Origin of the sequence: Chryseobacterium sp. WLY505 (genome assembly GCF_030846215.1) — a bacterium.
Classification (GTDB): domain Bacteria; phylum Bacteroidota; class Bacteroidia; order Flavobacteriales; family Weeksellaceae; genus Chryseobacterium.
This window is the reverse complement of the sequence record NZ_JAVCWI010000011.1, coordinates 115,686-142,113: the sequence shown is the minus strand read 5'-3', so window position 1 is coordinate 142,113 and position 26,428 is coordinate 115,686. Positions and strand designations below refer to the sequence as shown.

Sequence of the window (26,428 nt, the reverse complement as noted above, 5' to 3'; positions counted from 1 at the left end):
GGCTTATTTGCCTGCTGAAGGCCATAGTCCTGCGTACTGAGAAGTACCGTAGTCGATGGTTTCAGCGCTGATTACGAAGCTGATCAGCATACTGTTGCTATCGATGGCGTCGAAGTCTACTTCGTGCTGGATTACGTATCCGTTTTCCCATTTTAAAGTAATGAGAGTTCCTTCTTCGTGAGATTTGTTGAAAGTAATCTCTCCTACTGTCGGCTTGTATTTACCATTTAGTAAGCTTTCAAGGATGTCTGATTTTTCAGTAGCTTCTACTGTAACCTTGATTAATGCGTTGGAAGGATCTGATGCTACACGTCCTGAAACGTCTGTAGATCTTGATACGCTGTAGTTCATTTTTAACAGCTTCTGTCCTTCTCCGTTGTTGAATTTTAAGATTCCTCTTGAATTTCTTTCGGCCATGATTGTAAATTTTAATCGTTAATATTTTTGTTATTCAGTGATTGTGTTAGCAAATATAGAAGCTCTTTACCGCTAAAAAAAAATTTTGACTACAAATATGAAAAAGTGTAGTAATTCTACGATTTCTTGTCGTAATTCTACGATAATTGATTTAAATATTAAATTAATACATTAGTTATAAACACGTTACGTAAAAAACAGAAAAACTTTAAAATTAAAATATCTCACACGTTAAAGACAAAAAATCGTCCGGAATAATCATATGATACACACTGTCATTTTCCTTTAACTCTGTTTAAATCTTCCTGATAAAGATTTTCTCCGTAATTTTTTTTGAAATTCACGGATAGTTTATCTTTGGAACTTAATGATTCATACTGTTTTATTCTAAGTTTAGCTTCTTCTACGGTGTCTTTCTTATACGGAAACGCTACATTATATTGATCAACCAGCTGTTTTTTAATTCCGAATAACTTTTGATAGTAAGGAGAGTCTGGCAGATTACGGTCACTTTTCTGCTTTTCTTTATACTGAATATAATCTGCCATTGGGCAAAGATCTGTTCCTTTTATTTTAGGTAATCCTCCTTTGGACAGAAAGTATTCAGCCATACCCAGATCATCCCTGGCAGCACTTTCCATAATATTGCTTCCGTTATAAGAAACATTATTGATGTCAGCTCCATTCTGAAGCAAGTAATCAATCATTTTCTTTTCGGTGTTTTCATCACCCCCCAGGGTCATTGCATCAGATAACGGGGAATTCCCTAAAGCCGGGTTAGGACTGGCTTTATATTTGAAAAGCAATTGCAGCATTTCGTAATTATTAAGAGCTACGGCATGATTCAAGGGAGACTCAAAACCTTCATGAGGAATTATAATATTGGGATCAGCTCCCAGTTCTAAAAGCTTTTCCATGGCTTTCAAATCTTCAATAATAGAAGCATACATCAATAAGGTATAACCGGTATTTTCCTGTAATTTATTGATATCAATATTTTTTTCCTTAATAAGTTCTTCCATGCCTTTAAGATCTCCATCAAACATTTTTTGGGCAGCTGATAAACCGTCTCCTGTAAACATTCTTGAAGGAGGATATTGATTTCTATTTTCGTTTTTACGAGATCTAAGGTTAAAATCTGAACAGGAAAAAAGTGTCATGATAGAGAATATTATTAAAATAAATGGTTTCATATTATATATTATTAGCTACAACATCAGTATTTATAGTGGCCAGCATCGCCTGAAACGCATCATTATATGCGCTATGTCCGCTTCCAATGGTTTTTATGCCAAGCCCTTCATTATCCTCAATGTACCCGAAGATTTCATTCTGTTCTCCCAGCGCTCTCGGAACACCTCCTGTAAGGCCGCCAAAAATTGCAATTTTGTTAAGCCCCGGAATTCTGGAAAAAGCCAATGTAGAGAGCAGACCTTCCCTGTTATTCTGCAGCCCGTTAAGAATATCATTACTTGTACTGTAATTGATAATTCCGGAAGTTGATTTTACGGCTCCTTTTTTATCGAGATAATCGAGTGTATTTCCATGTACTCCTCTTGCATTGAAGGTATATCCGGGAAGCCCTGTATAATAGGAAGCCATGGCACTGTTTCCTCCTCCTAATGAATGTCCTGTAAATTTCACTTTTCCTCCGGTCGCATTATCCATTTTTTCAGCAAGCATTCTCGTTTTCTCTATCTGAGGAGTTGCAAAACCAAGAGCCTGTCCTCCATCTTCAATGAACCAGTCATGATAAAACTGCATTCCTTTAGGTTCAGAACCTCTGAATGCCACAAAATAATCTCCTGTTTCTTTATTATAATACAAAGAGGAAAAGAAACCGTTATCTTTGTTGGTATTGAAATCTTTGCTGGCTAACACTCCCGGACCAAACAGCTTGTCCAGCTCAGCCTGATCATCTGTATTGATTCGCGTATACCCGTCGATACTGGTATTTTCACCATTATTATCCTCGTAAGAATCCTGGGCCATTCTACTGGCAATAGAGGCTTCCTGCAGCTGGGCTACAGGTAAATGAAAGGTAATTTTACCTCCTATAAAACAGTGTAAACTGGAATTTTGCAACAGAGGTTTTTTATTTTCAATTTTTACTTTTGGATGGGTATTTTGCCAGTCGCTTCCCTTGCATAAAAATGAACAGATATTGAGGCAGTCATCTATGAGGGCACTTCCTGCCCAGGCTGCTGCCGCTAAAACAAAAAGCCCACCGGAGAAAGCTGCCGCTACTGCTACCCCTGCTAATGCTCCTGCCATCATCATTTCAGGACAGATAAAATTGTCTTTAAAGCGGTCCTTTTCCGTAGCCATCAGCTTAGCTCCTTTTTTTAACTTTACGGAAGACTGGGAACTTACTCCAATTCCTATAAGTCTTCTGCCTTTACTACAAGTAAGCGGAGTATCCTGTGCGATATATAATTGACTCATAGTGATGGTATTAATTGTTATTTTTTATTTAACCTTATATGGTATCTGCAAACATAGATCATCTTTTCATTCAGTTCTTCTTTCACATGGAATATGACCTCTGATAGTACAGAATCTTCGTTATAAATATACTCTCCTTCAATGGCATATTTATATTCTAGAGCATTTCCGAGCGTTCTCTGATATTTATCTTTATAAATACCTTCAAAGCGAGCCTGATTTCCTTTGCTTTTTCCATCCAGTTTCACAATGAAGCCTCCTTCTTTATTTTTTAAAATTTTATACGAGGAACTATATTCAAGCTCTTCTCCCGGGAAAAGCGTTGACAATGCCGTTCTTACAGGAATTTCATCTGTAAAACTTCCCCCGCTGAATGCTGGTAGAGGATAAAACATGATCTGGTACAAAAAGTTTTGTCTGATATTACGATCTATATTGTTAAACTCTTTATCATAGATCTGAATAAATGCCTTATAACTTTCTTTTACCAGCTCAAAAAAATGCAGATCCCTTTTTATCTCTTCCCACCTGCTTACAATTTCACTTTTATTGGTTACTTCATGAATACTTTTATCGGTATTTAAGGATAATTCAACTACCTCCGTCGCTTTATTAATTTTTTCAAGAATTTCATAAAATGGCTGCATCTGTCCGTCTGCCTGAATATACCGCTGGGTAGAAGAATGTATAGTAATATGATTATATTCTCCAGGCATTACTACCCAGTCTTCTTCTATTTCGGTCTCGTTGGCTTTCCCTGTTCCTAATGTAAGATAGGATTTGATATTGATATGATATTCTTCTTTTTTATACCAGGCATATTTAAATCCTGACAGTTGGTCATTTTTTTCAACTTTATTTGGTTCCAAAGCCATGTTTTAATACGTTTTAGAATACATTTACGACATCAGTTAATATCAACATTACTTCCGGTAATAAATATATCTCCTGTAGCATTCATTGAAGTTACTGCTTTACTGTGAATACTCAGGTTATCCTGTGTTACCAATAATGCATTTTTTAATGAATTCAAATCCAGCATTCCTTCTTTTGCAGATATAGTTATCCCTTCTTTGGTAATTGTAATACTGTTGTCACCAACTCTTAATTCAATTTTTGTTTTTCCTTCCAGAGCAATATTTCCGGCTGCGTCCATTGTCAGCACTGAATTGGCTGCCTCACCTTCTTTTCCTCCAACATTAATGGAATTTGTACTGCCGGCATTTATGGTATTATTATTTCCTACGTTTACCGTTTTATTGTTATTGGCGTTAGTCTGGGCATTTCCTGCTCCGTCAAACTTCATATTAGCCCCGCCCTGATCCGTCAGAAATACAGAGCCTTCACCATCATTTAATTCTAATTTATTTCCACTTCTGCTGCTCAGGCTTTTTATATTGTTACCAGCTCCGCCACCGCCACCGATTCCACCATGGAACATGCCTCCCATTACAAACGGACGATCCGGATGCTGATGTACAAAATTGACAATAACCTGGTCCCCTACTTCCGGAACAGCCATAAATCCTCTGTTCTTATTTACTTTATCGCTACTTCCTGCATCCGGGGTCATTACGCGGACAAATTCAGTAGTATCAGGTCCGCTTTGCCAATCGAACTGCACCCGTACTCTTCCCTGATTCAAGGGATCTGTATTTGAAATTACTTTTCCAAACTGGGCTTCTGCTTTTGGCATATGAAATTCGGGACGTGGAATAAACCCTGTATCTGCTGCAATTGCTTCAAATTGGCCATCATAATAGCCTCTGGCATCTACTTCGTGAGTCACTTCAGTAATCATCAGTTTTGTAAAATAAGCGGTTTCATTACTCTCAGATTTACGCATTTCGATATCTGCGGTACATCCCGGGTATAAGAAAGGAACTGTTGTAGTTCCTGAAGTAACGAAAACTTCTGAAGCTTTGCTTCCTGCGGTTCCCTTCTGGGAAGCATTAATATCCATAAAGGAAGAAGCTTTAATAGGCGCAACTCTTAAAGAAGGGGTGGTAAAAGTTTTTTCTGATATTTCGTAAGCACGTCTTGCAATATCTGAAGTATGGTTGATTTTCGAACTGCCTGCTGTAAGCTTCTCATTTTTACTGCTGTTGTAGCCATAAAAAGTAGGACTTACATGCTGGGTCTTCATTTTGATGGCAATATCACTTACACTGCTTCCATAGGTAAGCCTCACGGGCTTCTCCTGAGGCGGCAGTTTTCCAAAGTGCAGAACCTCTCCATCATAATAAAACTGCTCTCCATAAGCTTCTGCCATTCTGGCGAGATAATTATAATGGGTTTCTTCATATTGTGAGCTGTACGATATATTTCCATGCCGGGCATCTACTCTGAAATCAAATTTATGCTGTCCCAGCCCTTCTTTAATTACCTGATCAGCAATACTGTTAAGACTTACAGGCTGGTTCCCTCCAAAGCTCTGAATATGAGGTGCTGCATCCAGAAGTACAGTTGGGCTGTAGCCTTTGATCATAATATTTCCAAGGCTTCCTTTTTCCTGGCTGAATCCCACTTCTGTAACAACTCCTACAAAATTACGTTCGGCTCCTTTCTCAATATCTTTATATTTGAAAACAACTGTGATTCTTTTTCCTAAAAATTTCTGAGCTTCTTCCAGATTGTGGTTTTCGGGTTTACCCAAAGTATCATGTGCCAGCATCAGACTGAACTCATGGTGTCTGGTAGCACTCTGCACAAGCTTAAAATGCTTGAAATGATTAATAATCTCTCCTTCTATGATTACATCGAGCTTAATAACGCGATTTATTCCCGCTATATAACTCTGAGAGATCGCTTCTGCATTATGTATTTTTGAAGTAGGCTGCTTGGCCCACACTTTTGTTTCAACAACAGAAGGATCATTGGAAACCAGTGTTTGATTCAGAAACTTGCCTGTTTCCTGTGCCGAGTTCAAATGCTGTGCGGTTTCTGCTGTTTTTTTTATTGTATCCCCTGCTTTGTTTACCTTCTCCTCCGTATTCGTAACCGCATTTTCCTGTGCAATTTTTTTGATCTCTGCATCCTGGCTGACAGAATGCTGAGAATTCTTCACTCTAATTTTATCATCTTGAAACATAGTGTTGCGTGTTTTTAAGTTAATAAATGTTGAATTGACCCTGTAGTTATCATTACAGGTTTTGTAAATTCCAGATAGTGGTTTCTATAACTGATTATTTATCTGAAACTTATTGTAAAGCACAAAACAGAACAGCAAACTTTTACAAGGGCTGTTCTGTACCAATTTTATTTTTACTAAGATGATGAATAGGCTTATTTGCCTGCTGAAGGCCATAGTCCTGCGTACTGAGAAGTACCGTAGTCGATGGTTTCAGCGCTGATTACGAAGCTGATCAGCATACTGTTGCTGTCGATGGCATCGAAGTCTACTTCGTGCTGGATTACGTATCCGTTTTCCCATTTTAAAGTAATCAGAGTTCCTTCTTCGTGAGATTTGTTGAAAGTAATCTCTCCTACTGTCGGCTTGTATTTACCGTTTAGTAAGCTTTCAAGGATGTCTGATTTTTCAGTAGCTTCTACTGTAACCTTGATCAATGCATTAGAAGGATCTGATGCTACACGTCCTGAAACGTCTGTAGATCTTGATACGCTGTAGTTCATTTTCAACAGCTTCTGTCCTTCTCCGTTGTTGAATTTTAAGATTCCTCTTGAATTTCTTTCGGCCATGATTGTAAATTTTGATCGTTAATATTTTGTGATTCGGTGATTGTGTTAACAAATATAGAAGCTCTTTTCCGCTAAAAAAAGCTTTTGAATGGAAATCTGAAAATTTGTAGTAATTCTACGATTTCTTGTAGTAATTCTACGACAATGGATTTAAGAATAGAACCTTAAAGCCCATCAATAGAGGATTTTAATTGATAAAAAAATAGTGACAAAAACAATAATTTTCCACATCAGTGAGAAATATTAAGATTTTATTAATAAAAAATTGGCATGTCTTTAACAGGTGATTCAATAAAAAAGCAACCGGTTTTATGGGTTGCTTTTTTGTTATTTATTGGATATTATTTTACTGTTGGGTTTTTCCTCCTTCTTTTATGGAACGAACCAATATTTTGTTTTTTCTCAGGAGAAAATCGGGCATCAGATCCACAGGAAGGTAGAATGGGCTTTCCCCTTTTTTCTGGAGTTCTTCCACAATTCCGGGGTTCCAGGCAAGTATTTTGTCTACTTCTACGTTCAATTCAGCAGCAACTACGTTCAGATTGAATCCGGCATTGATCTCTGTTTCTGAAAGCGCTGCAGCAGTTTCTTTACGGTCTCCCTCAAAGAAAATCTTGTTGAGTCTTGCAGAATTATAGTTATTCAATACACTCTGAAGTTCTCCAGTTGCATAGCATGCATTAAGATATTTCTTCACATGATTAATAGTTTCTCCCGGAAGGTATTTATAAAACACATGGTATTGAGTAGAACCAGCAGCTTCCATTGCTTTGGCAATATTTCCTTCACCACAGTTATAGGCTGCAACCACGGTCACCCAATTATTGTACTTTTTATAAAGATTGCTTAAGGAAATGGTAGCGGTTTTGGTACTTTTATAAATATCTGTACGTCCCTGTTCTGTAAGTCCATACTGGTTGGCATGTGCAGTCATAAACTGCCAGATTCCCACTGCTCCGGCTCCAGAAGTAATATTTCTGTCAAAATGGGATTCAATCAGGGCAAGGTTTCTCAAATGTTTGGGAAGACCTTTCTGAAGGAGTAATTGTTCAATAAATTCTACAAGATCTTTATTGGCATTAATGATACCTTTATACTTTTTCACACTGCTTTCCGAGGTATCGGAAGCAGCAAGAAACTGTCCGTTGATCATGATAACGGATCCTAATAATAGAAAACCTGTAAAGATATTTCTGACAATTGTTTTCATTTTAATTTTATTTATAAGCTAAAAGGCAAAAGTGGATAACAAATTTGCCTTTTTACTTTATATTTAATCTACTTTCCAGCTTAGTTTTTCTTCGTCTTTATTCCAATCTACATGAATCGTCTGGCCGGATTTCACTTCTTCTCTCACAATCATTTTAGAGATCGGTCTGGCAAGCTGTGCACGGATTACTCCGGAGATCTGTCTTGCTCCGTACTTGCTGCTGAACCCTCCCAATGCAAGGTTTTTCACAGCTTCATCGGTAATTTTTAAAGCAATTCCCAATCTTGTTAATGACGTATGAAGTGATTTCAGCTGAATGTTAAAGATTCTTTCTGCAATGGATTCAGTGATTGGTGCAAAAGGAATGATCTCTGTAATTCTTGCCAGGAACTCAGGTCTGAATCGTCCGGAGTTTGACATAATCTGCATCAGTGAAGATGATTCCGGAATTTTTCCTTCTTCAAACTGTTTTACAATTTCTTCACTTCCGATATTGGAGGTAAACAGGATGAGTGCATTGCTAAAATCTCCTTCTTTACCTAATTTATCATGAACTTTCCCTTCATCCATAATCTGAAGGAATACATCAAAAACTGAATGATGGGCCTTTTCAATCTCGTCAAATAACACAACGGTATAAGGCTGTTGTCTGATTTTATTTACCAGCATTCCTCCTTCTTCATATCCTACGTATCCCGGAGGCGCTCCGTATAACAAAGCTGCGGAATGTTCTTCTTTAAATTCTGACATATCAAAGCGTACCATTGCTTTTTCATCATTGAAAAGTAGTTCTGCCATTGATTTTGCCAGCTCTGTTTTACCGGTTCCTGTAGGTCCCAGAAGGAAGAAAGATCCGATGGGTTGCCCGGGTTTATTTAATCCGCTTCGGTTCTCCACAATAGCATCGGAAAGGATTTTTAATGCATGGTCCTGTCCTACAACTCTGTTTAATAGAAGAGATTCCATATTCAGGAGTTTTTCTTTTTCCTGAGCCTGGATTTTCCCGATGGGAATATTGGTTTTGGCTGCCATTACGGCTGCCAGTTCCAGTCGGTCTACTTTTTCTCTTTTCTTCGCGGCATGTTGTAAAAGCTCAGCATAACTATCTTCAATGATTTTCTGAATCTGATCTACCGGCATAGAGTTGTCGATGGACGGCTGCTCACTGAGTGATCCCCACAAAATCGGGCTTATTTTATCTCTCAACAGGTTGTAAGTCCAGATCAGTTCATCCGCTTTATCTTTGCTGTCTGCATATTCTTCCGTTAAAATAGCATCATAGCTTTCTTTCCAGCTATCCAGTTCTTTTTCTGATAATTCATCCAGCATTTTGATAGCAGCCATTGTTCTGTCTAATAAGTCAATAGCGGCATCCGGTAATTTTTTACCTTTTGCATATCGTTTTGCCAGACGTACACATTCCGGAAGGGCTGTTTTTTCAACTTCAATTCCGTGGTGTTTTTTGTATCCTTCAAGGAGTACATCGATCATTTTGACGCAGGTTTTCTCATCCGGTTCAAGAACGGTTAACACTTCAAAACGACGGTTGAAAGCCTGTTCAGGTTCTATAATTTTTCTATATTCTTCCTGAGTGGTAGCTCCGATTACGGTAATTTCGCCTCTGGCAAGCTCAGGTTTCAGAAGGTTGGCAACGTTTCCGATGCTTCCTTTCGGATCTAAAAGGGTATGAATCTCATCAATGAAAAGAATGGCTTTTTCAATTTTCTTACATTCATTGATTACTTTTTTCAGACGGTCTTCAATTTCCCCTTTATAAGAAGTTCCGGCTAATAATGCTCCGGTGTCCAGTTCTAAAAGGGTACCGTTTTTAAGCATTTCAGGAACATTTCCTTTAATAATTTCTGTAGCGAAACCTTCTACTAATGCTGTTTTCCCTACTCCCGGCTCTCCGATGATGATCACATTCGGTTTGCTTCTTCGGCAAAGGATTTCCACCAGCATTCTCAGTTCTTTGTCCCTGCCGATAATATTTTCGATTTCTCCTTTTCTCGCCTGTGCTGTTCTGTCTACGCAATAGCTTTTAATGGAAGGAAAGGAAGAGTCTGAATAATCTGCTGAACCATTTGAAAATAATGATGAGAAATTTCCGTCTTCTGCAACGGTAAACGGAGTATCTTTTCTATATAGGTTAAAGATCTCATGTTCTCTCAGCGGAAGTGATTTTAACTGCTGAAGTGAGAATACTACCTGTGGTTTTACAATTGCAGTAAGAATACAGATAGGAGTAATCTCATCCAATCCTAATTTTAAACGGATATCATCAGCTTCTTCAATAAGGGTATCTATAGCATCATCCTGTCCTACCTCATCGGGAAGGTGATTGGTTTTTGGATATTCTTCAATACGGACATCTGCCCATTCGTAGAAATAGCCCGGATCTTTATCTATACTTTTCAGGAATTCATTAAGTCCGATATCTTTATGCATTAAAGCCTGCAGAATGTGCGGGCCACCATAAGTTCCATTATAATTTTCCTTCGCTATCGACTGAGCAATGTGAAATAGTTGCTTTACTGTTTCGTTGGTTACTAGTACTCCCATTTATAATTTTCTTATATTAATATATTTGCGTTCTGTTGTGCTTACGATTTGATGATTTTAAAGTATATTTTTCATCTCTTTTTTCAAAGAATTAAAACTTATTCTTTTTGTGCAGCTAAAATTAGCTATTTTATTCTAAACGATATAAAGATAGTTAATTCTTCAATTAGAGAAGTAACAACGGTGTTTTTTGTTTTTAATCGTAGTTCTGATGGTGACATATTGTAGTAAATTACTTTTCTGGATCTCATTCCGGCCAAAATAGAAAAAAGATTAACCTTTTCAGAGATTTATTAACGGCTCACAAACGGAACCACTTTTTTCTCCAGTTCTGTACCTGATTGACCATCTAAAACAACTTTTTGAACATCTCCATCCTGGATAAGGTATTCTATTACCCAGACTTTTTTACCATTGAGAAAATCTTTTCTAACCCGGGTATAAAATCCAGATTCATGATACCCTTTCGGAAGCTCAATTTTATTCTTTTCACAATACTTCACTATCTTTTCAGGAGTAAAGCTATACCCTTCATCTGTATTTTCTTCCTTAGTAAGTTTGCCTGATTTATCAAAATGATAAAATATTCCTACAGGTGAGCCCATGTTAAATGACAATGATTTATTTTTTATGTAACCATTTTTATAATAGAATTTATCTAATTTATAAAAAGAATTCTCATAGTAAGTACTTAATCTATATCCACCTTTAGAAGCAGAAAAGATTTCTTTTCTACCTTCTGGTGTTTCAATACATCTGTCATCATTTTTTTTCTTAGAGTTCTGTATAGTAATCTTTTCAAATTCATTATTAATTTTTGGAATCATTGTTTTTTTAATTCCTGACATTGACATTGTAGAAAAAGACCTAACCACAATACTACAAATAGTTTTTCTATAAATCTTTTATCAATCATATAATTATGGGTTATAAAAAAATACTGTCTTCTTTTTGTAATCTTTCTGGTAGATTTATGTTAAACCTATAAACAGCTAGGCCATTAATCATTAACTAACTGCTTACAAACGGAACCACTTTTTTCTCCAGTTCTGTACCTGATTGACCATCTAAAACAACTTTTTGAATATCTCCATCCTGGATAAGGTATTCTATTACCCAAACTTTTTTACCATTGAGAACATCTTTTCTAACCCGTGTATAAAACCCGGAATCATGATACCCTTTCGGAAGCTCAATTTTATTCTTTTCGCAATAAATTATTACCTTTTCAGGAGTAAAACTATATCCTTCATCTGTATTTTCTTCCTTAGTAAGTTTGCCTGATTCATCAAAATAATACCAGATACCAATTGGAGAACCTTCATTGAAAGCTATTCCTTTATTTTTAATATTTCTGGAAGGATAGTAATTTTTAATTATCATAAAATAGCTATTCTTGTGATATTCCGTATAACTAGAACCGATTTTAGCAGAAACAAATGTTGTCGTTTTGTTATCATTAATAATAATACGTTTTGCCTCTTCGGTATTGATTATTTCAAATTTATTATCTACTGTTGGTACGATGCTTTTGTTTATTTTTTGAGGTTGACATTGTATAAATACAGTGATCAGCATCATTAGAATTATTTTTTTCATATCTATTTGATTGAATTGTTAGCCTGTTTCCATTGCCAATAAAACAATGAACACCTGTTACTATTGTTACCCGACCCTAAACGGTGAGAATAATCTAACAGGTTATCTGTCTTTTTAAATTCATACGTAAACAATGCATCAGAAGTTGTTTCTTTATTGGTAAAAGTATGAGGTAAATTCATAGCATGCAGCCCCGCCTGCATTATAATCTTCCTCTGCAAAATAGAAAGCTTCAAATGCTTAGTGTATTTATTTGATTTATCTTCTCATAATTAATGATTTCTGATAAACCTATAAATATCCAGACTATAACATTAACTAACTACTTATGAACGGAACCACTTTTTTCTCCAGTTCTGCACCAGATTGACCATCTAAAATAACTTTTTGAATATCTCCATCCTGGATAAGGTATTCTATTACCCAGACTTTTTTACCATTGAGAAAATCTTTTCTAACCCGGGTATAAAACCCGGATTCATGATACCCTTTCGGAAGCTTAATTTTATTCTTTTCACAATACTTCACTATCTTTTCAGGAGTAAAGCTATACCCTTCATCTGTGTTTTCCTCTTTAATAAGCCTGCCTGATTCATCAAAATAATACCAGATGCCAATTGGAGAACCTTCATTGAAGAGTAACCCTTTTTCTTTTAAATTATAATTCTTATAAAATTTTTTTATAAGAACAAATTGATTTTCCTGATAAAATAGTCTATCAATAAAACCATAACTTTGTTCCTGTAATTGCTGAATACCGTCAGCACTTTTTAATAAAATAAATGATTCATCAGGATTTATATTCTCATTGAAAGTTTTAATATCAAATTTCTCAAACTTATTATTTATTTGGGGCATCATTTTTTTTTGTTTTATTTGGGTTTGACATGTTGCAAAAACACTAAATGAGATTATTACTAATAATTTTTTCATATCTATTTGATTGAATTGTTAGCCTGTTTCCATTGCCAATAAAATAATGAACACCTGTTACTATTATTACCTGACCCTAAACGGTGAGAATAATCTAACAAATTGTCAGTCTTCGTAAATTCATATGTAAACAATGCATCAGAAGTTGTTTCTTTATTGGTAAAAGTATGAGGTAAATTCATAGCATGCAGAAATTCATGGGCTGCAGTTTGGTCATTTTTACTTTTAAATACTACAACATAATCAGCTCTGGGAGCTGAATACCCCGATACATGCCCTCCACCTGCATTATAACCGTCCTCTGCAAAATAGAAAGCTTTAAAATGCTTATTGTATTTACCCGGATATGCTTTCTCTAATTTATTTTTTAAATAACTATCTAATGACTTGCCTCCACTAGACTTATCAGAATCAATTTGGCTGCTCGTTATAAAATCATTGAAATCTTTTTCAGCAGTAAGGTCCAGTTCTACGATAATAGAAGAATCAGAAAGTTGTATATATGCTTGTTCCAGATATTGATTAATTCTTTTTTTTTCATCTGTTACACTTGGTACCCTTTCACCATCTCCTATTTTTATTTCAGGAGTTTTTATTTTGACAAATACAACATCCTTTTTCTTATGCTTTGTTACATCATTTGCCCAGACATTTATTTTTCCCACTATTGCTTCTATAGTTGTACCTTTTTCAGCCTTAAATGCCTTTAATGCTATTGTCTGATCTGTGGTAAATTCTTTAATACATTTAATAGTTACCTCAAAATCATCTAATGAAATTTTCTTCTTCCCCTTAATCTCAATTTTATCAGGAGTAAAACTAAAGTAATCAGATTTTGTAAACTCCAGATAATCTGCTTCATCTTTAATTTCTGCAAAGAAAGTAATTTTTGCTTCTTTATCTTTTTTCAGAGAAAGCCATGGAATATAATATTCTTCAGCTATTTCTTTTCCTGATTTATCTTTATAGGTTTTCCATGGGATGGAAAAGGGATTATACTCTTTTTTAAGGTTGTTAAACATAGCTTCATCAGCTTTAAAAGATCCATCATATTTATTAACATAGTTACTGTTAGAATTATCTACCTTTTTTGCATAAGTTGAATCAAAATATTGATAAGCAACTATATTTTTAAATGAATTATCATTAAAAAGTTTAGTATCAGCCAATCTTATCCAGTCAAAGCCAAACTCTCCTTTCCAGTTTTTGTTCGGTCTGAATTGTACAATCAATTGTATAAGCTGTTGTAGTGGTGGAGATTGCGGCGTATTATGACTCACTCCTTTAGCATTCCCCTTTTCAGAAATCCATTTCATGGCACGTGAAATAATACTCTCCTGAGAATACATATTATGATTTTCATGAGAGATTTTGTTGTAGGTGCCTTTTACAATTCTCGTTCTGCTCATAATTAATAGGCTTTAGATCTCTCTCCGCTGTTGTTCTGTACTTCTTGCTGGGCGTGTTTGTTGATGGAAGCATTGGAGGTAATGTTAATTTCCTTTTCTGAAATTTCATTTCTTTCCTTCTTTGTTTCGCTGTGTACATCTCCTTCAATAATTTCAGTAAGTTTACCCGTAATGAATGTACTTACATTTCCTATGACCGAAGTAAGTTTCATAGCGCCTACAGTCTCAGTATTATTTAGTCCGATACTATCAGACTTATTCATTCCCACCGTCGTCGTCATATTCTCTCCTACATTGATGTTCATATTCTTACAGTTCAGGGTCATAGTTTCCGGCGCCGTGATATTAATATTACTTCCGGTTGTATCCAGATGGATTTCATTTCCGCTTTTGTCTGTAATAATGATACTTTCATCTTCTGTGAAAACGATCCTGTGACCGCTTCGCGTTTGTATAGATTTTACCCGGTTGTCTGCTCCACCGCCAAGGCCTATTCCGCCATGGAACATTCCTCCCATCACAAACGGTCTGTCCGGATGACTGTGCACGAAATTAACCATTACCTGATCGCCTACCTCGGGAATGGCTACATAACCACGGTTTTGAGTAATCTGATCGGTTCCTCCTGCATCCGGGCTCATTACTCTTACAAAGTGAGTATTATCATTCATCTGCCAGTCGAATCTTACCTGAACTCTTCCCTGACCTTCCGGATCCGTATTGGAAATAACAGTTGCGATCTGTGGCTGAGCAGCCGGTACCGTAAATTCCGGTTTAGGCAGAAATCCCGTGTCTGCAGCAATAGATTCGAAAGTTCCGGTGTAATGACCAATTGTATCAATTTCATGGACAGCTTCTGTCACCATCACCTTTGTAAAATAGGAAGTTTCATTACTATCCTGTTTTCTCATATGAATATCTGCAATACATCCCGGATGTAAAAACGGAACGGTTGTAGATCCTGAAACTGAAAATACATTAACGGCCTCACTTCCTGATGTACTTCTTTGAGAATGCTCCACATCCAGATGCGTTGTTGCTTTGATAGGCGCAACCTGTAATGCCGGAGTTTTATATATTTTATCGTTATGATTGTATGCTGTACGGGCTAAATCACCCAAATGGTCAACCGGAGTTTCTCCTGAGGTCAGTTTTTCATTTTTACTGCTGTTATAGCCATAATACTGAGGTTTTGTATGAACCGCTTTTAGCTCTACTTTGATATTATCCGCATTGCTTCCATATAAAAGTTTTATAGGTTTATTCTGCGGAGGAAGCTTTCCGAAATGCAATACTTCACCATCGTAATAGAACTGTTCGCCATAAGCTTCAGCCATTCTCGCCAGATAATTGTAATGGGTTTCGTTATACTGGCTGCTGTAAATGATCTGAGAATAATCATTGGTATCAACCCTGATATCAAAACGCTCTTTATCTATTCCCTGTTGTATTACTTCTTTGGCTATGATTCCCATATTAACGGGTTGGCTGCCACCAAAACTCTGGATATGCGGAGCACCGTCCAGCAGGATCGTTGGGCTGTATCCGGAAAGCACAATATTTCCCAGACTCATTTTTTCCTGGCTGAATCCGACTTTGGTAATAATCCCAACGAAATTTCTTTCCGGGCTCTTCTCAATATCTTTGTAGGAAATAACAGCCGTAAGACGTTTTCCCAAAAATTTATTGGCTTCTTCAAGGGTATGGCTCTGCCTATCTCCTAAAGCATCGTGAGCAAGAATAAGATTGAATTCGTGGTGGTGACCCGCTTTTTGTTTAAGAGTGAAATGTTTATAATACTTAATAATTTTACCTTCTACAACCAGTGATAATTTAACCAGCCGGTTGATCCCTGCGTGATGATTCGCGGATATCCCATCTGCATTCTGTGACGGACGGAAAGAAGATCCTTTGGTCTTTGATTCGGTTTTCATATGCTTTGTGTTTGTGTTGGGTATTAAAGATAACAAATTTATATAACAGACACTATATAAATATGTTATAGAATAAAATTTCAGGTATAGTTTTTTTATTCAGGCAAAAAAAGACCGTCTTAAATAGGGACAGTCTTTCTTCTTATGAATGTTGATAATGTGTGTCAGTATTTAGCTGGATGGCCATAGCCCAGCGTATTGAGAAGTACCGTAGTCAATGGTTTCAGCACTGATTACGAAGCTGATCAGCATACTGTTGCTGTCGATGGCGTCGAAGTCTACCTGGTGCTGGATTACGTATCCGTTCTGCCAGTTCAGCGTAATCAATGTACCTTCTTCGTGAGATTTGTTGAAAGTAATCTCTCCTACTGTCGGCTTGTATTTACCGTTTAGTAAGCTTTCAAGGATATCTGATTTTTCAGTAGCTTCTACTGTAACCTTGATTAATGCGTTAGAAGGATCTGATGCTACACGCCCTGAAACGTCTGTAGATCTTGATACGCTGTAATTCATTTTTAACAGCTTCTGTCCTTCTCCATTATTGAATTTTAAGATTCCTCTTGAATTTCTTTCGGCCATGATTAGTAAATTTAATCGTTAGTAATATTTTGTGATTCGGTGATTGTTCAGCAAATATAGAGGCTCTTTTCCGCTAAAAAAAACTTTTCACTATAAATCTGAGATTTTGTAGTAGTTCTACGATTTCTTGTCGTAATTCTACGACAATGGATTTATAAACCCTAGTATAACTACCATTAATACAGTATTTTAAATTATTTCTCTCTTTTTAGATAAAAGACAATTTTACACATTAAAGAGAAATAAACAGACTTTAGGGGTTAGAAGTTCAAAGTTTAAGGTTTAAGGTTTAAAAAGTAATCAATATATATTGCCTCCCTCTACAGCAGAAAAAAAGCAGAAGTAGATACTCCTGCTTTTGATATTATAAAAAAATGTTTTTTAATGCTTTGTGTATTCCGGTTGTTCGCTCGGAATTCTGGATGGAGTAAAGTACTCATTAAGCCAGTAGAAAGTCTGTCCGTTCTGCTGAATTTTTACAGCAGGATTGTTTCTGTTGGCAAGCATTCTGTCTGCTAAGTTTTTATAGTGCTGGAAATAGTTTTTCACCGTTTCACCAGGAACAACTTTTGATTTTTTCCAGCCTTTCAGCTTATATTTAGCCATCAGTTCTTCTTCAGAAAGGTCAAACCCTGTACTCATTCCGATTGCATAAGACATTGGCAGTTCATAAAGTGCTCCTTTATCTAAGAATTTGATCGTAGGATTATACTTCTTCAGTAATTTAACATACTCTTTAATAGCTCTCCCCTGATTAAAGTCTGCACGATCCGCCTGGGTATTTCTGTAAACTTCTGTGTAGAACGCTTTTAAGTTATCATATTCCGATTCGGAAATAAGGATTCCCTTTTCTATTCCTGGCGTAAAATCTTTCAGATCTTTCGGGATATATCCTTTTACAAGGAATGGGCTTCCGTAGTTGATCAACTGTGCTGCAATTCCGGCAGAAACCGGATTGGTAAGTCCCGGGTACAGGTATTTATATTTTAAATCCACATCTGTTCTACCTGCTCCTACAGATGAATGGAAGTATTCATTAAGAGACTTATCAATAGTCTGATTATCTAAAGTAACCTGGGCAATAAGGCTGTCAACAGATTTTTTCAGGAATCCCGGAGTGGTAATGTCTCCTTTCTTAGGGAAAATAACGAATCCCTGGGACATACTCTGTTTAGGATAAGCCAGAGAGAAGAATCCTGTATCTCCTTCTACAAGGCTGAAATTATTCTTGGTTAAAACATCATTTTGGTTGATGATCTTCTGCTTTTTAAGCTCAGCAATATTTTTGGCAGTATTGGTAACCACATTTTCTGCCATCAATACAAAATCATTGTAAGTATCGGATGATCTTGCACTGGTCTGGAACATGATTAATCTTGCCTGAGCCTGCGTTAATGAACTGATTACACTGTACATATTTCCGCTTTGGTTGGCAGAAGTTCCTACAGTAACAACGATATTGGTTTCATCAGGTACATTTGAAAGAAGGTTTCCTGCTGCAGTAAGAGCTTCTCCTACCGGCTGGTAGCCGCTATTGCTTGCACAGTTCATTTCATTTGTTTTCTGATCAATAAATGTGGTGATCTTGCTGTAATCTGTGCTTAAATTGGATACCGAAACATTATCTCCGCAAGGATTGTTCTTGTATAAAACCACACCATACTTAACATTGCTGAAGTAAGAAGGCTTTTCAAATCTAAGCTGAAGATCCTGTAATAATGATTTTACAATAGGTGCATAAGGTGCATTGCCGGCACTTACATCCAATGCAAAGACGATATTGATATTCTTATCTTTTTCTGTGATCTCTCTGTAGCGGTCAAAATAGATGGGTTCCCCCAGAACATTGGATACAAAGTTCTTACTGTAATCTAAAATATTGGTGAAATATTTTGTCTTGGTATCCGGAGTCGGAGCTTCTTCTAAAGGAAGATTTACCGGAAAAATATTTTCCAGTTGTGTTCTCTTATTTACATCAGTAAGAAGGATGGCTGTTTTGTTGGCCGCATCTGAAGCAGATCCTCCCGGATGTCCTTCATGAATTCCCAATGTTGTATCGTTAATACCTGTTGTATTTTTAAGTCTGATCGCAGAACGTTCTCCCCAGCTGGAGATCACGTTGGAGCTTACCCAGCCATAAAGCCCTTTGTTGATACTGTCCATATCAACAGATGGTTTTTTACCTACCAGAAAACGTTTGTTATTTTCGGCCATCTTGTACACATATACAATTTGACCGTTAGGAATTTTTACATTGGCTGTTTCAATAAGACTTGGTGAATTAAACACCATAATAGAGTCATTTTTGTAGTATCTTTCAGCATTTCTGACAACTTCGCTGTTGTTAGGTACTACGGCAACTCTTACAGGATATCCTGTTTTTTCGCTTTTTAAGGCATTATTCCAAAGAAGGAGGTCAGATTCCTGAATCCAGCCGTATGTTTTGACTGATTTTGGGGAAACTTTTTTCATTAAAGCATCCGGAACATATTCCGCTACTTTTACCATTCCGTCTCTATGTTTCAGAACCATTAAAGGTTCAAGGAATTTCACTTCTTTGTAAGACTTCTCATCATCTTTATCCAAATAAGCTGTATTTCTGGATCTGTCTGAAATAACAATCCATGGAACTGACTTTTTTGGATATCCGTTAACGACAGGTGAAGCATCCACCTGCCCATACTGTGAAGGCTCCGGGGTTTTCTTTGACGGCAGCTTTACCTGGCAACTCGTCAATAATACTGATAACCCTATATAATATGCTGCTAGAGGAAATTTATTTTTCATCCTATTTAATCTTTTTATGATTGGCACATCCGTAAGACCGGACGAAATTATTTGCTTTGATTAATATCTACTTTAGTTACACAGTTCTGCGTGTCATCTAGATTCACTTTTACTGTCTGGATCACCGTATTTTTGTCAAACTGAAGGCCTGCACAATACATGTAGAAATTATTGACTTTGCTGTCATTTACTTTTACAACAGTATTTTCATTGTTACACAAATACGTTTTCAACAGGTAATTGTAATGCATATTGAAACTGTTTCCGTTAGCAATCTGCTGCAGGTGATATTTGAAATCACTATCTACTTTTGCATAAGAGTCTTCAACCGAAACTTCATCTTCTGCAAGAGCATCATAAGCCGGAAGAATTTTGATACGGTGATAGATAGGATCCTGGCTTTGTTCTGTATAAAGAGTGACCAGATATTCTCCAGGTTTTTTATAGGAATAGATGGTAAATTTGTCCTTAGCATCTGTATTTCCGGACTCACCGAATTTCCATGCAAACTGTTTTGCATCAGAAACAGCACGGAAAGTCACATTTTCATTTTGCATTGCCTGGCTCACAGCTTCAATCGTTGTTTTTGCCATTGCAGTATCTTTTGGTTTCTGAACGCTTCTTGCGCCTACCATTACAGGGAAAGATTTCGTGTACTTGTTGTCGACGATCAAACTTACCTGATAGTACCCTGGTTTATTATAGAAGTGAATACCACTGTTTTTATCTGAAGTTGTTCCATCCCCGAAATTCCATCTTTTGGTTTTCGCAAACTGGGTTTTATCTTCGAATAAAAGTGTGTCTCCTACCGCCAGCGAAGACGGATAAACCACCCCAACAATATCATCTGCTGAATGTATTACCTTTTTCTGCAGCCACAGAGCAACCAATGCTGCAATCAGCAAAGTTGCAATAACACCGATAATAATGTTTTTCTTGTTCTTTTGAAAATAATTCATAGTTAGTAATTGTGATGTGTTTTATTTAAAATTCCTAGTATTTATTTGCTTACTGCATTCTTGCTTTCAGATCCTGTTCGCGCTGATAAAGCTTATTCTGTTTATCTTTGAATCCGATTCTGCATTCATCTACCTGTTTCTGGAAAATTTTAATATCTTCAGAGGTGGTTGAAATGACTTTTTTGTCATCAAAATACATTTTATAAAATTTTGCGATCTGTGGATAAGCATCTTTGCGGATATCCACAACGTCAGTACTGTTGAAATAGCTGTTAAGGTCGTTAACACCCAGCTGGATATTGTTTTCGATAAAAGGCTGCGGCCCGTCGTCCGTAAGTTTAGTGATCATGGTGTACGTACTGTCCATGATGGGAAGAACAACTTTCTGGTGTTGTTCAAATTCTGCTTTCTGCTCAAGATTCTGAATTCCTCTTACATCTTCGTCAGAAAAAGGAGATACAAATCCTTTTAAAAAGATCACTCCCAAAAATAACATTGCAGTTACCAGCATCAGTATCAAATAAAAAAACTGATAATGCCTTTCTTTCTTAGATAATGTGATTTGTCCTTGCATATCTTTTCTTTTTATCTTCTTCTTTTACTTCCGGTGAAATTTCTTGTAGGGTCTTTTCTCAGTTCATTGTTGGTTACCTTGATTTTGCCCATACATTCATCAAGGTCTCTTAAAACCGTTTTCTTCTGATACTCCACTTCAATGATCTTGGCTTTTAAAGTCATCATGGGTACAATCTGTTTCATCAGTACAGCATAATGTTTAAAGCTCTGTACACTGTCTTTACCCATAATGTTTTTGGCGTCTCTCACATTGTCCATGATACTGGTTCTGAGAAACACTTCATTCTCCACCTTATTAATGCTAAGCTGGTTCATTTTGTCGTAAATATCATCAATGTGATCCTTTAGCACGTCACTTCGAAGCATCAGTTCTTTATAGGCTTCGGCTTCACGGCTAATTCCTTCCCGCTGTATATCATAACTCTTAAAGAAGAGAAATAAGCAAGCAAAAGATACAACCGACAAAACGACAAATGACAGAATAAACTTCCAAATGCCCGTTCTTACGTCAGATTTGTTTAATTTTTTTTCCCTGTTAGAAGACATAATTTGCGATTTGTTTGGCCTGTGAAAATATAAAAAAAAATTTTTATGCACAATACGTAATTTCCCCAACCCTGTTTCGTGAAAACCCTGATTAAATTAATATTAATTTTCAATTTGATAAGTTTTTCATAAATTAGACCTCTAAATTTTAAATATCATTCGCCAAATCGATATTAAGAATGAGTAAAATATTATCTAATACCGTACGTTTTTCCATTGCAGACAGTGATTTTTATTTTAAAAAAATAATGATCAAAACCCTTATGGAAAATCCTTTCTATATGCTTCTGAATGATTGTAACAATGGGCATGAACTGGTAAACAGAATCTACAGAAGACAGGAAGATGTGTTCATTATTGAACTCTTCATGCCGGTATTAAGTGGGATCGAAGCCATTAAGTACATCAGAAAAAACAATACAGAAACCCCTATCATCACCTATTCCGGCACCTATCAGGAAGATATGGCCGAGATCCTTTCAAAGATTCCCAATATCTATTACTGTCAGAAAAAAAGTACCATTATAAAGGATATTATCAAAGGAAGCATTGCTTCTGAAGACTTTGATTATCAGGCTTATTCCAAAGAATGGGAACAGCAGCCACTTGCCGTACAGGAGTATATGGACAGGCAGAAAAAAGGGCAGGAAGAGCTTTCACCGGCAGAAATACAGCTTATGAGATTCTGTTATGAAGGATTCAGCAATAAAGAAATTGCTGAAAAGCTCAATCTGAGCACCAGAACCATAGATACTTACATCAACAGACTAACAGAAAAACTGGGTTTAAAAACCAAGCTTCACCTTATTCGTTTCTGTGTAGAAAACGGATACTATAACTCCAGTTTATAAAAAATTTTGATTCATTTAAAAAAAATCAATTCCTTGAGATGGATGGGGACAGATAAGAGGGTTTCAAAATGTAATGTTCAAGATTATAAAGCGCTGTAAAGCCTGCTGCAACAAGCATTCATTACATTTATTCATCAAATTTTTGTACCTTTATCCGGCTGTATTATTTTATTGTTAAATTATCATTACCCCTGCTTAATATAGTGTATACATAAAAAGTCCAACTCTTTGAATAAAAATATTTTGCCACTAATTTGCTAGTATTCAATTTTTTTAACTAAATTTGCACACCTAAAATTTAAAATTAAAATAAGGAAATGACAAAGGCAGAATTGGTAAACACCATCTCAAATAAGTTGGGAACAGAAAAGAATGAAACACAGAAAGTTGTAGAAGCTTTTATGCAGGAGATCAGAACTTCTATGTATAATGGGGATAACGTTTATCTAAGAGGTTTTGGATCTTTTATCATTAAAACAAGAGCTGCTAAAACAGGAAGAAATATTTCTAAAAACACTGCAATTGAGATTCCTGCTCATAACATTCCTGCTTTCAAACCTTCAAAATCTTTTGTTGAGAAAGTAAAAACTAAAGTTGCAGTAAAATAAGAACATTAACTGAATATTAACTAGTTACTAAAAAATTAAAATTATGCCAAGCGGAAAGAAAAGAAAAAGACACAAGGTTGCTACTCACAAAAGAAAGAAAAGAAGAAGAGCAAACAGACATAAGAAAAAATAATCTCTTTTTCTCGAGATTTACAATATAATAATATAGTTGGTGGATTTAAATTTTTAAAGTTCACTAACTATATTTTTGTTTGCAACTATAAGATTCCGCGGAAAACGGAGGGTTTCAAATATTATTTTAATAAACATATAATGGTTTTCATTCAAAATCCTTATATTTAATAGATGAATTAATCGATAAAAAACATCCACTTCCTATAATCTTAACAATTTTATCTTATTAAAAAATGAAGAAAGAACTAATAGTTTCGCATGAAGATGATCTTACAAAGATTGCGCTGCTGGAAGACGGAAGACTATGTGAACTTCATGAGCAAGAAGACAAAAGCGATTTTATAGTTGGAGATCTGTTTATAGGAAAAGTAAAAAAACTGGCACCCAATCTGAATGCAGCATTCGTCAATATCGGATATGACAAAGATGCATTTCTGCATTACCAGGATCTGGGACCGCAGTATCTTACATACAGAAAGTTTTTAAAAGATACTATTTCTAAAAAACAAAGCACTTCGAGCTTAAAGAATTTCGAGATACAACCCGAAATAGACAAAAACGGAACGGTAGACAAAGTAATTGCCAAGGACGATGTAGTTCTCTTACAAATTACGAAAGAACCTATTTCTACCAAAGGCCCTAGAATTTCTACCCAGATTTCATTAACAGGACGTTTCCTGGTTTTAATTCCTTTTGACAATAAAGTTTCTATTTCCAAAAAGATCAGAAGCTCTGAGGAAAAAGAAAGACTGAGAACTCTGATCGACAGCATTAAGCCTGAAGGATTCGGAGTGATTATCAGAACGGTAGCAGAAGGAAAAAAAGTAGCGGACCTGCATAATGACATGAATCAGCTGGTTCAGAAGTGGGAAAGCACTTTCAAAAACATCCAGAGAAATAAAGTTCCGTCCAAAGTTTTAAGCGAAGAAGACAAAGCTTCAGCTATTTTAAGAGACAATTTTAATCAGGACTTCGTGAATATCATCTGCGACGACGAGCAAATGGTCAACGAAATGAAAAATTACATTGAAGTAATTGCTCCTGAAAAGAAAAATATTGTCCAGTTTTATGATTCTCATATTCCCCTTCTGGAATATTACAATGTTGAAAAACAGCTTAAACAGAGCTTCGGAAAACACGTCAACATTCCGAGTTCCAAAGGAGCCTATCTTGTTATTGAACACACAGAAGCACTTCACGTAGTAGATGTCAACTCCGGAAACAATATTACTACCGGAACTGCTGTCAACAAAGAGCACGCACTGAAAGTGAACAAAATGGCCGCTACAGAAATCGCAAGACAACTTCGCCTCCGCGATATGGGAGGTATCATCGTTATCGATTTCATAGATATGCCGAATTCTGATCACCGAAGAGATCTTTACGAGCATCTGAAAGAGGAAATGAAGCGCGACAAGGCTCGCCACAAAATCCTTCCTCCAAGTAAATTTGGTCTGATCCAGATCACCAGACAGAGAAACCGTCCGGAAAAACAGATCGACACCAAAGAAGAAAACCCGAACAAAGACGGAGAAATTGTAGCTCCTATTGTTATCGTGGAAAGAATGGGTGAAACCTTAAGAAACATCCTGCAGAAAGAAAAAGGAAAAGTCTACCTGCATGTACACCCATTTGTGGAAGCCTACCTTACAAAAGGCATTAAAAGTATCCAGATGAAATGGTTTATCAAATACAAAAAGTGGGTAACCATTGTTCCAAGAGATTCTTTTAAATATTTAGAATACAAAATCTACAATGCCAAAAAAGAAGAATTGATAGAATTCTCTAATTAAAAAATTTAAAACCTTCAGTTGTACTGGAGGTTTTTTTATTATCTTTCTTGCTATAAGTTTCGGCTAAAGCCAATGGATGTTTTTTGTTTATGGAGGCTGGGCTAAAGCCCACCCCTATTGAATTTTAACGACAACATCTTTTATCTTTTATCTTTTATCTTTTATCTTTTATCTTTAAAATATGAAAAACCACCATTACAAAATTACCGTTCAGTGGACAGGAAACCAGGGAACAGGAACCAGCAGTTACAGAGATTATGAAAGAAGCCATACTATTTCTGCAGAAAATAAAGTTGTGATTGAAGGATCATCAGATCCTGCATTCCGAGGTGACAAAGCAAAATATAATCCCGAAGAAATGTTTTTATCTTCACTTTCCTCCTGTCATATGCTTTGGTATCTTCATTTCTGTTCAGAAGCAGGCATTATTGTTACAGACTATACTGATGAAGCAACAGGAATTATGGGAGAAACAGCCAGTGGAAGCGGACATTTTACAGAAGTAACTCTGCATCCTACTGTAACTGTCGCTGAAGAATCTATGAAAGAAAAAGCAGAACAGCTCCATCATAAAGCCAATGAATTTTGTTTCATTGCCAATTCTGTTAATTTTCAGGTAAAGCATATCCCTGTTATTTTAGTTCAATAATCTCCCTGTCAGATTAAGGGTTGAGAGCTTTTAATCCTGCTATTTTCATAGGTTAATTAATGTTAAGGCATTTATTTCTTCAAGATATATTGCTAAATTTGAGCTATGGAAAATTTTGGAAAAGATTTATTGAGAAAAATAAAAAGCGTAGAACTTCCCGGTGAACACGCACATGGAGTATTTTCACCTCCCTACCGCCCTGTTTTTACGTATGATGAAGTATTGTCAAAGAATCCCAAATTTGCGGCTGTCAATATTGTTTTATACCTGAAAGATAACGAGTGGTATTTTCCATTGATTCAAAGAACGATTAATGAGCACGACAGACACAGCGGGCAGATATCACTGCCTGGAGGAAAGCGTGAGGAAATGGACAGGGATTTTGCTGAAACTGCAGTTCGGGAAACCTCTGAAGAAATCGGAATCGATAAACATTATGTAAGGATTATCAGAGAAATGTCTCCTATTTATATTCCGCCAAGCAATTTTTATGTATACCCCTATATCTCTTATACTAAAAAGAATCCGGCCTTTGTTCTTCAGCAGACAGAAGCTGTGGAAACCATAGAGTTTCCTATCACTTCCTTTTTAAATCTGTCGGACACCCCGGAAATTATGGCTCTGCCAAGTGCGGGCGGACATGATGTTCCTGTCATTAATTTCAACGGATACATCATCTGGGGAGCTACAGCGATGATATTAAGTGAATTCAGTCAGTTGCTGAAAAAAATGTAACT

Annotated in this window: 23 protein-coding genes; 5 read left to right on the top strand and 18 right to left on the bottom strand. The window is 36.3% G+C overall.

Going from position 1 to position 26,428, the window contains the following annotated elements:
• Nucleotides 1-3 precede the first annotated feature (3 nt).
• The 18 genes from tssD (RAH34_RS19095) to tssO all read right to left on the bottom strand — a co-directional run bounded on the left by tssD (RAH34_RS19095) (nucleotide 4) and on the right by tssO (nucleotide 21,655).
• A complete protein-coding gene (gene tssD / locus RAH34_RS19095) occupies nucleotides 4-417 on the bottom strand; it encodes a type VI secretion system tube protein TssD (protein WP_062675331.1) in 414 nt (137 codons plus the stop codon).
• Nucleotides 418-692: 275 nt separating this feature from the next.
• The gene (locus RAH34_RS19090; protein WP_306597168.1) at nucleotides 693-1,577 is read right to left on the bottom strand and encodes an ankyrin repeat domain-containing protein; all 885 of its coding nucleotides are present in this window, start codon (nucleotides 1,575-1,577) and stop codon (nucleotides 693-695) included.
• 34 nt (nucleotides 1,578-1,611) lie between these two features.
• The gene (locus tag RAH34_RS19085; protein WP_306597167.1) at nucleotides 1,612-2,862 is read right to left on the bottom strand and encodes a PAAR-like protein; all 1,251 of its coding nucleotides are present in this window, start codon (nucleotides 2,860-2,862) and stop codon (nucleotides 1,612-1,614) included.
• Between the two features lie 17 nt (nucleotides 2,863-2,879).
• The gene (locus RAH34_RS19080) at nucleotides 2,880-3,737 is read right to left on the bottom strand and encodes a hypothetical protein (RefSeq protein WP_306597166.1); all 858 of its coding nucleotides are present in this window, start codon (nucleotides 3,735-3,737) and stop codon (nucleotides 2,880-2,882) included.
• Nucleotides 3,738-3,769: 32 nt separating this feature from the next.
• Complete coding sequence (locus RAH34_RS19075; protein WP_306597165.1) at nucleotides 3,770-5,953, bottom strand: type VI secretion system Vgr family protein; 2,184 nt, start codon at nucleotides 5,951-5,953, stop codon at nucleotides 3,770-3,772.
• Nucleotides 5,954-6,147: 194 nt separating this feature from the next.
• The gene (gene tssD / locus RAH34_RS19070; RefSeq protein WP_062675331.1) at nucleotides 6,148-6,561 is read right to left on the bottom strand and encodes a type VI secretion system tube protein TssD; all 414 of its coding nucleotides are present in this window, start codon (nucleotides 6,559-6,561) and stop codon (nucleotides 6,148-6,150) included.
• Nucleotides 6,562-6,907: 346 nt separating this feature from the next.
• Nucleotides 6,908-7,771: a lytic transglycosylase domain-containing protein gene (locus RAH34_RS19065; protein WP_062675332.1), complete on the bottom strand. Its 864-nt coding sequence runs from the start codon at nucleotides 7,769-7,771 to the stop codon at nucleotides 6,908-6,910.
• Between the two features lie 63 nt (nucleotides 7,772-7,834).
• Nucleotides 7,835-10,333 carry an ATP-dependent Clp protease ATP-binding subunit gene (locus RAH34_RS19060; RefSeq protein ID WP_306597164.1) on the bottom strand — a complete coding sequence of 833 codons (2,499 nt, stop codon included), beginning with the start codon at nucleotides 10,331-10,333 and terminating at the stop codon, nucleotides 7,835-7,837.
• Between the two features lie 293 nt (nucleotides 10,334-10,626).
• A complete protein-coding gene (locus RAH34_RS19055) occupies nucleotides 10,627-11,160 on the bottom strand; it encodes a hypothetical protein (RefSeq protein WP_306597163.1) in 534 nt (177 codons plus the stop codon).
• 184 nt (nucleotides 11,161-11,344) lie between these two features.
• Nucleotides 11,345-11,932 carry a hypothetical protein gene (locus tag RAH34_RS19050; protein ID WP_228411967.1) on the bottom strand — a complete coding sequence of 196 codons (588 nt, stop codon included), beginning with the start codon at nucleotides 11,930-11,932 and terminating at the stop codon, nucleotides 11,345-11,347.
• A 318-nt stretch (nucleotides 11,933-12,250) separates the two neighbouring features.
• Nucleotides 12,251-12,865, bottom strand: coding sequence for a hypothetical protein (locus RAH34_RS19045; protein WP_114820826.1), 615 nt, complete (start codon nucleotides 12,863-12,865; stop codon nucleotides 12,251-12,253).
• Nucleotides 12,866-12,867: 2 nt separating this feature from the next.
• Nucleotides 12,868-14,214 (bottom strand): hypothetical protein, encoded by a 1,347-nt coding sequence (locus tag RAH34_RS19040; protein ID WP_306597162.1) that lies wholly within the window; start codon nucleotides 14,212-14,214, stop codon nucleotides 12,868-12,870.
• Between the two features lie 62 nt (nucleotides 14,215-14,276).
• On the bottom strand, nucleotides 14,277-16,208 hold the full coding sequence (locus tag RAH34_RS19035; RefSeq protein WP_306597161.1) for a type VI secretion system Vgr family protein: 1,932 nt from the start codon (nucleotides 16,206-16,208) through the stop codon (nucleotides 14,277-14,279).
• 171 nt (nucleotides 16,209-16,379) lie between these two features.
• Complete coding sequence (gene tssD / locus RAH34_RS19030; RefSeq protein WP_034697144.1) at nucleotides 16,380-16,787, bottom strand: type VI secretion system tube protein TssD; 408 nt, start codon at nucleotides 16,785-16,787, stop codon at nucleotides 16,380-16,382.
• 381 nt (nucleotides 16,788-17,168) lie between these two features.
• Nucleotides 17,169-19,574 (bottom strand): type VI secretion system protein TssR domain-containing protein, encoded by a 2,406-nt coding sequence (tssR, locus tag RAH34_RS19025; RefSeq protein ID WP_306597160.1) that lies wholly within the window; start codon nucleotides 19,572-19,574, stop codon nucleotides 17,169-17,171.
• Nucleotides 19,575-19,621: 47 nt separating this feature from the next.
• On the bottom strand, nucleotides 19,622-20,533 hold the full coding sequence (locus RAH34_RS19020; protein WP_114820822.1) for a PKD domain-containing protein: 912 nt from the start codon (nucleotides 20,531-20,533) through the stop codon (nucleotides 19,622-19,624).
• A gap of 49 nt (nucleotides 20,534-20,582) precedes the next feature.
• Nucleotides 20,583-21,107: a type VI secretion system transmembrane protein TssO gene (locus RAH34_RS19015; protein ID WP_034697149.1), complete on the bottom strand. Its 525-nt coding sequence runs from the start codon at nucleotides 21,105-21,107 to the stop codon at nucleotides 20,583-20,585.
• An 11-nt stretch (nucleotides 21,108-21,118) separates the two neighbouring features.
• Nucleotides 21,119-21,655 carry a type VI secretion system TssO gene (gene tssO / locus RAH34_RS19010; RefSeq protein ID WP_105684437.1) on the bottom strand — a complete coding sequence of 179 codons (537 nt, stop codon included), beginning with the start codon at nucleotides 21,653-21,655 and terminating at the stop codon, nucleotides 21,119-21,121.
• 179 nt (nucleotides 21,656-21,834) lie between these two features.
• Between tssO and RAH34_RS19005 the strand changes: the two genes are divergently transcribed.
• The 5 genes from RAH34_RS19005 (at nucleotide 21,835) to RAH34_RS18985 (ending at nucleotide 26,426) form a co-directional block, all read left to right on the top strand.
• Nucleotides 21,835-22,506: a response regulator transcription factor gene (locus tag RAH34_RS19005; protein WP_034697153.1), complete on the top strand. Its 672-nt coding sequence runs from the start codon at nucleotides 21,835-21,837 to the stop codon at nucleotides 22,504-22,506.
• 317 nt (nucleotides 22,507-22,823) lie between these two features.
• Nucleotides 22,824-23,114, top strand: coding sequence for an HU family DNA-binding protein (locus tag RAH34_RS19000; RefSeq protein WP_002984212.1), 291 nt, complete (start codon nucleotides 22,824-22,826; stop codon nucleotides 23,112-23,114).
• Nucleotides 23,115-23,482: 368 nt separating this feature from the next.
• Nucleotides 23,483-25,042 carry a ribonuclease E/G gene (locus RAH34_RS18995; protein WP_114820821.1) on the top strand — a complete coding sequence of 520 codons (1,560 nt, stop codon included), beginning with the start codon at nucleotides 23,483-23,485 and terminating at the stop codon, nucleotides 25,040-25,042.
• Nucleotides 25,043-25,223: 181 nt separating this feature from the next.
• Nucleotides 25,224-25,691, top strand: a complete 468-nt coding sequence (locus RAH34_RS18990) for an OsmC family protein (RefSeq protein ID WP_306597159.1) — start codon at nucleotides 25,224-25,226, stop codon at nucleotides 25,689-25,691.
• Nucleotides 25,692-25,796: 105 nt separating this feature from the next.
• On the top strand, nucleotides 25,797-26,426 hold the full coding sequence (locus RAH34_RS18985; protein WP_034697165.1) for a CoA pyrophosphatase: 630 nt from the start codon (nucleotides 25,797-25,799) through the stop codon (nucleotides 26,424-26,426).
• Nucleotides 26,427-26,428: the final 2 nt, after the last annotated feature.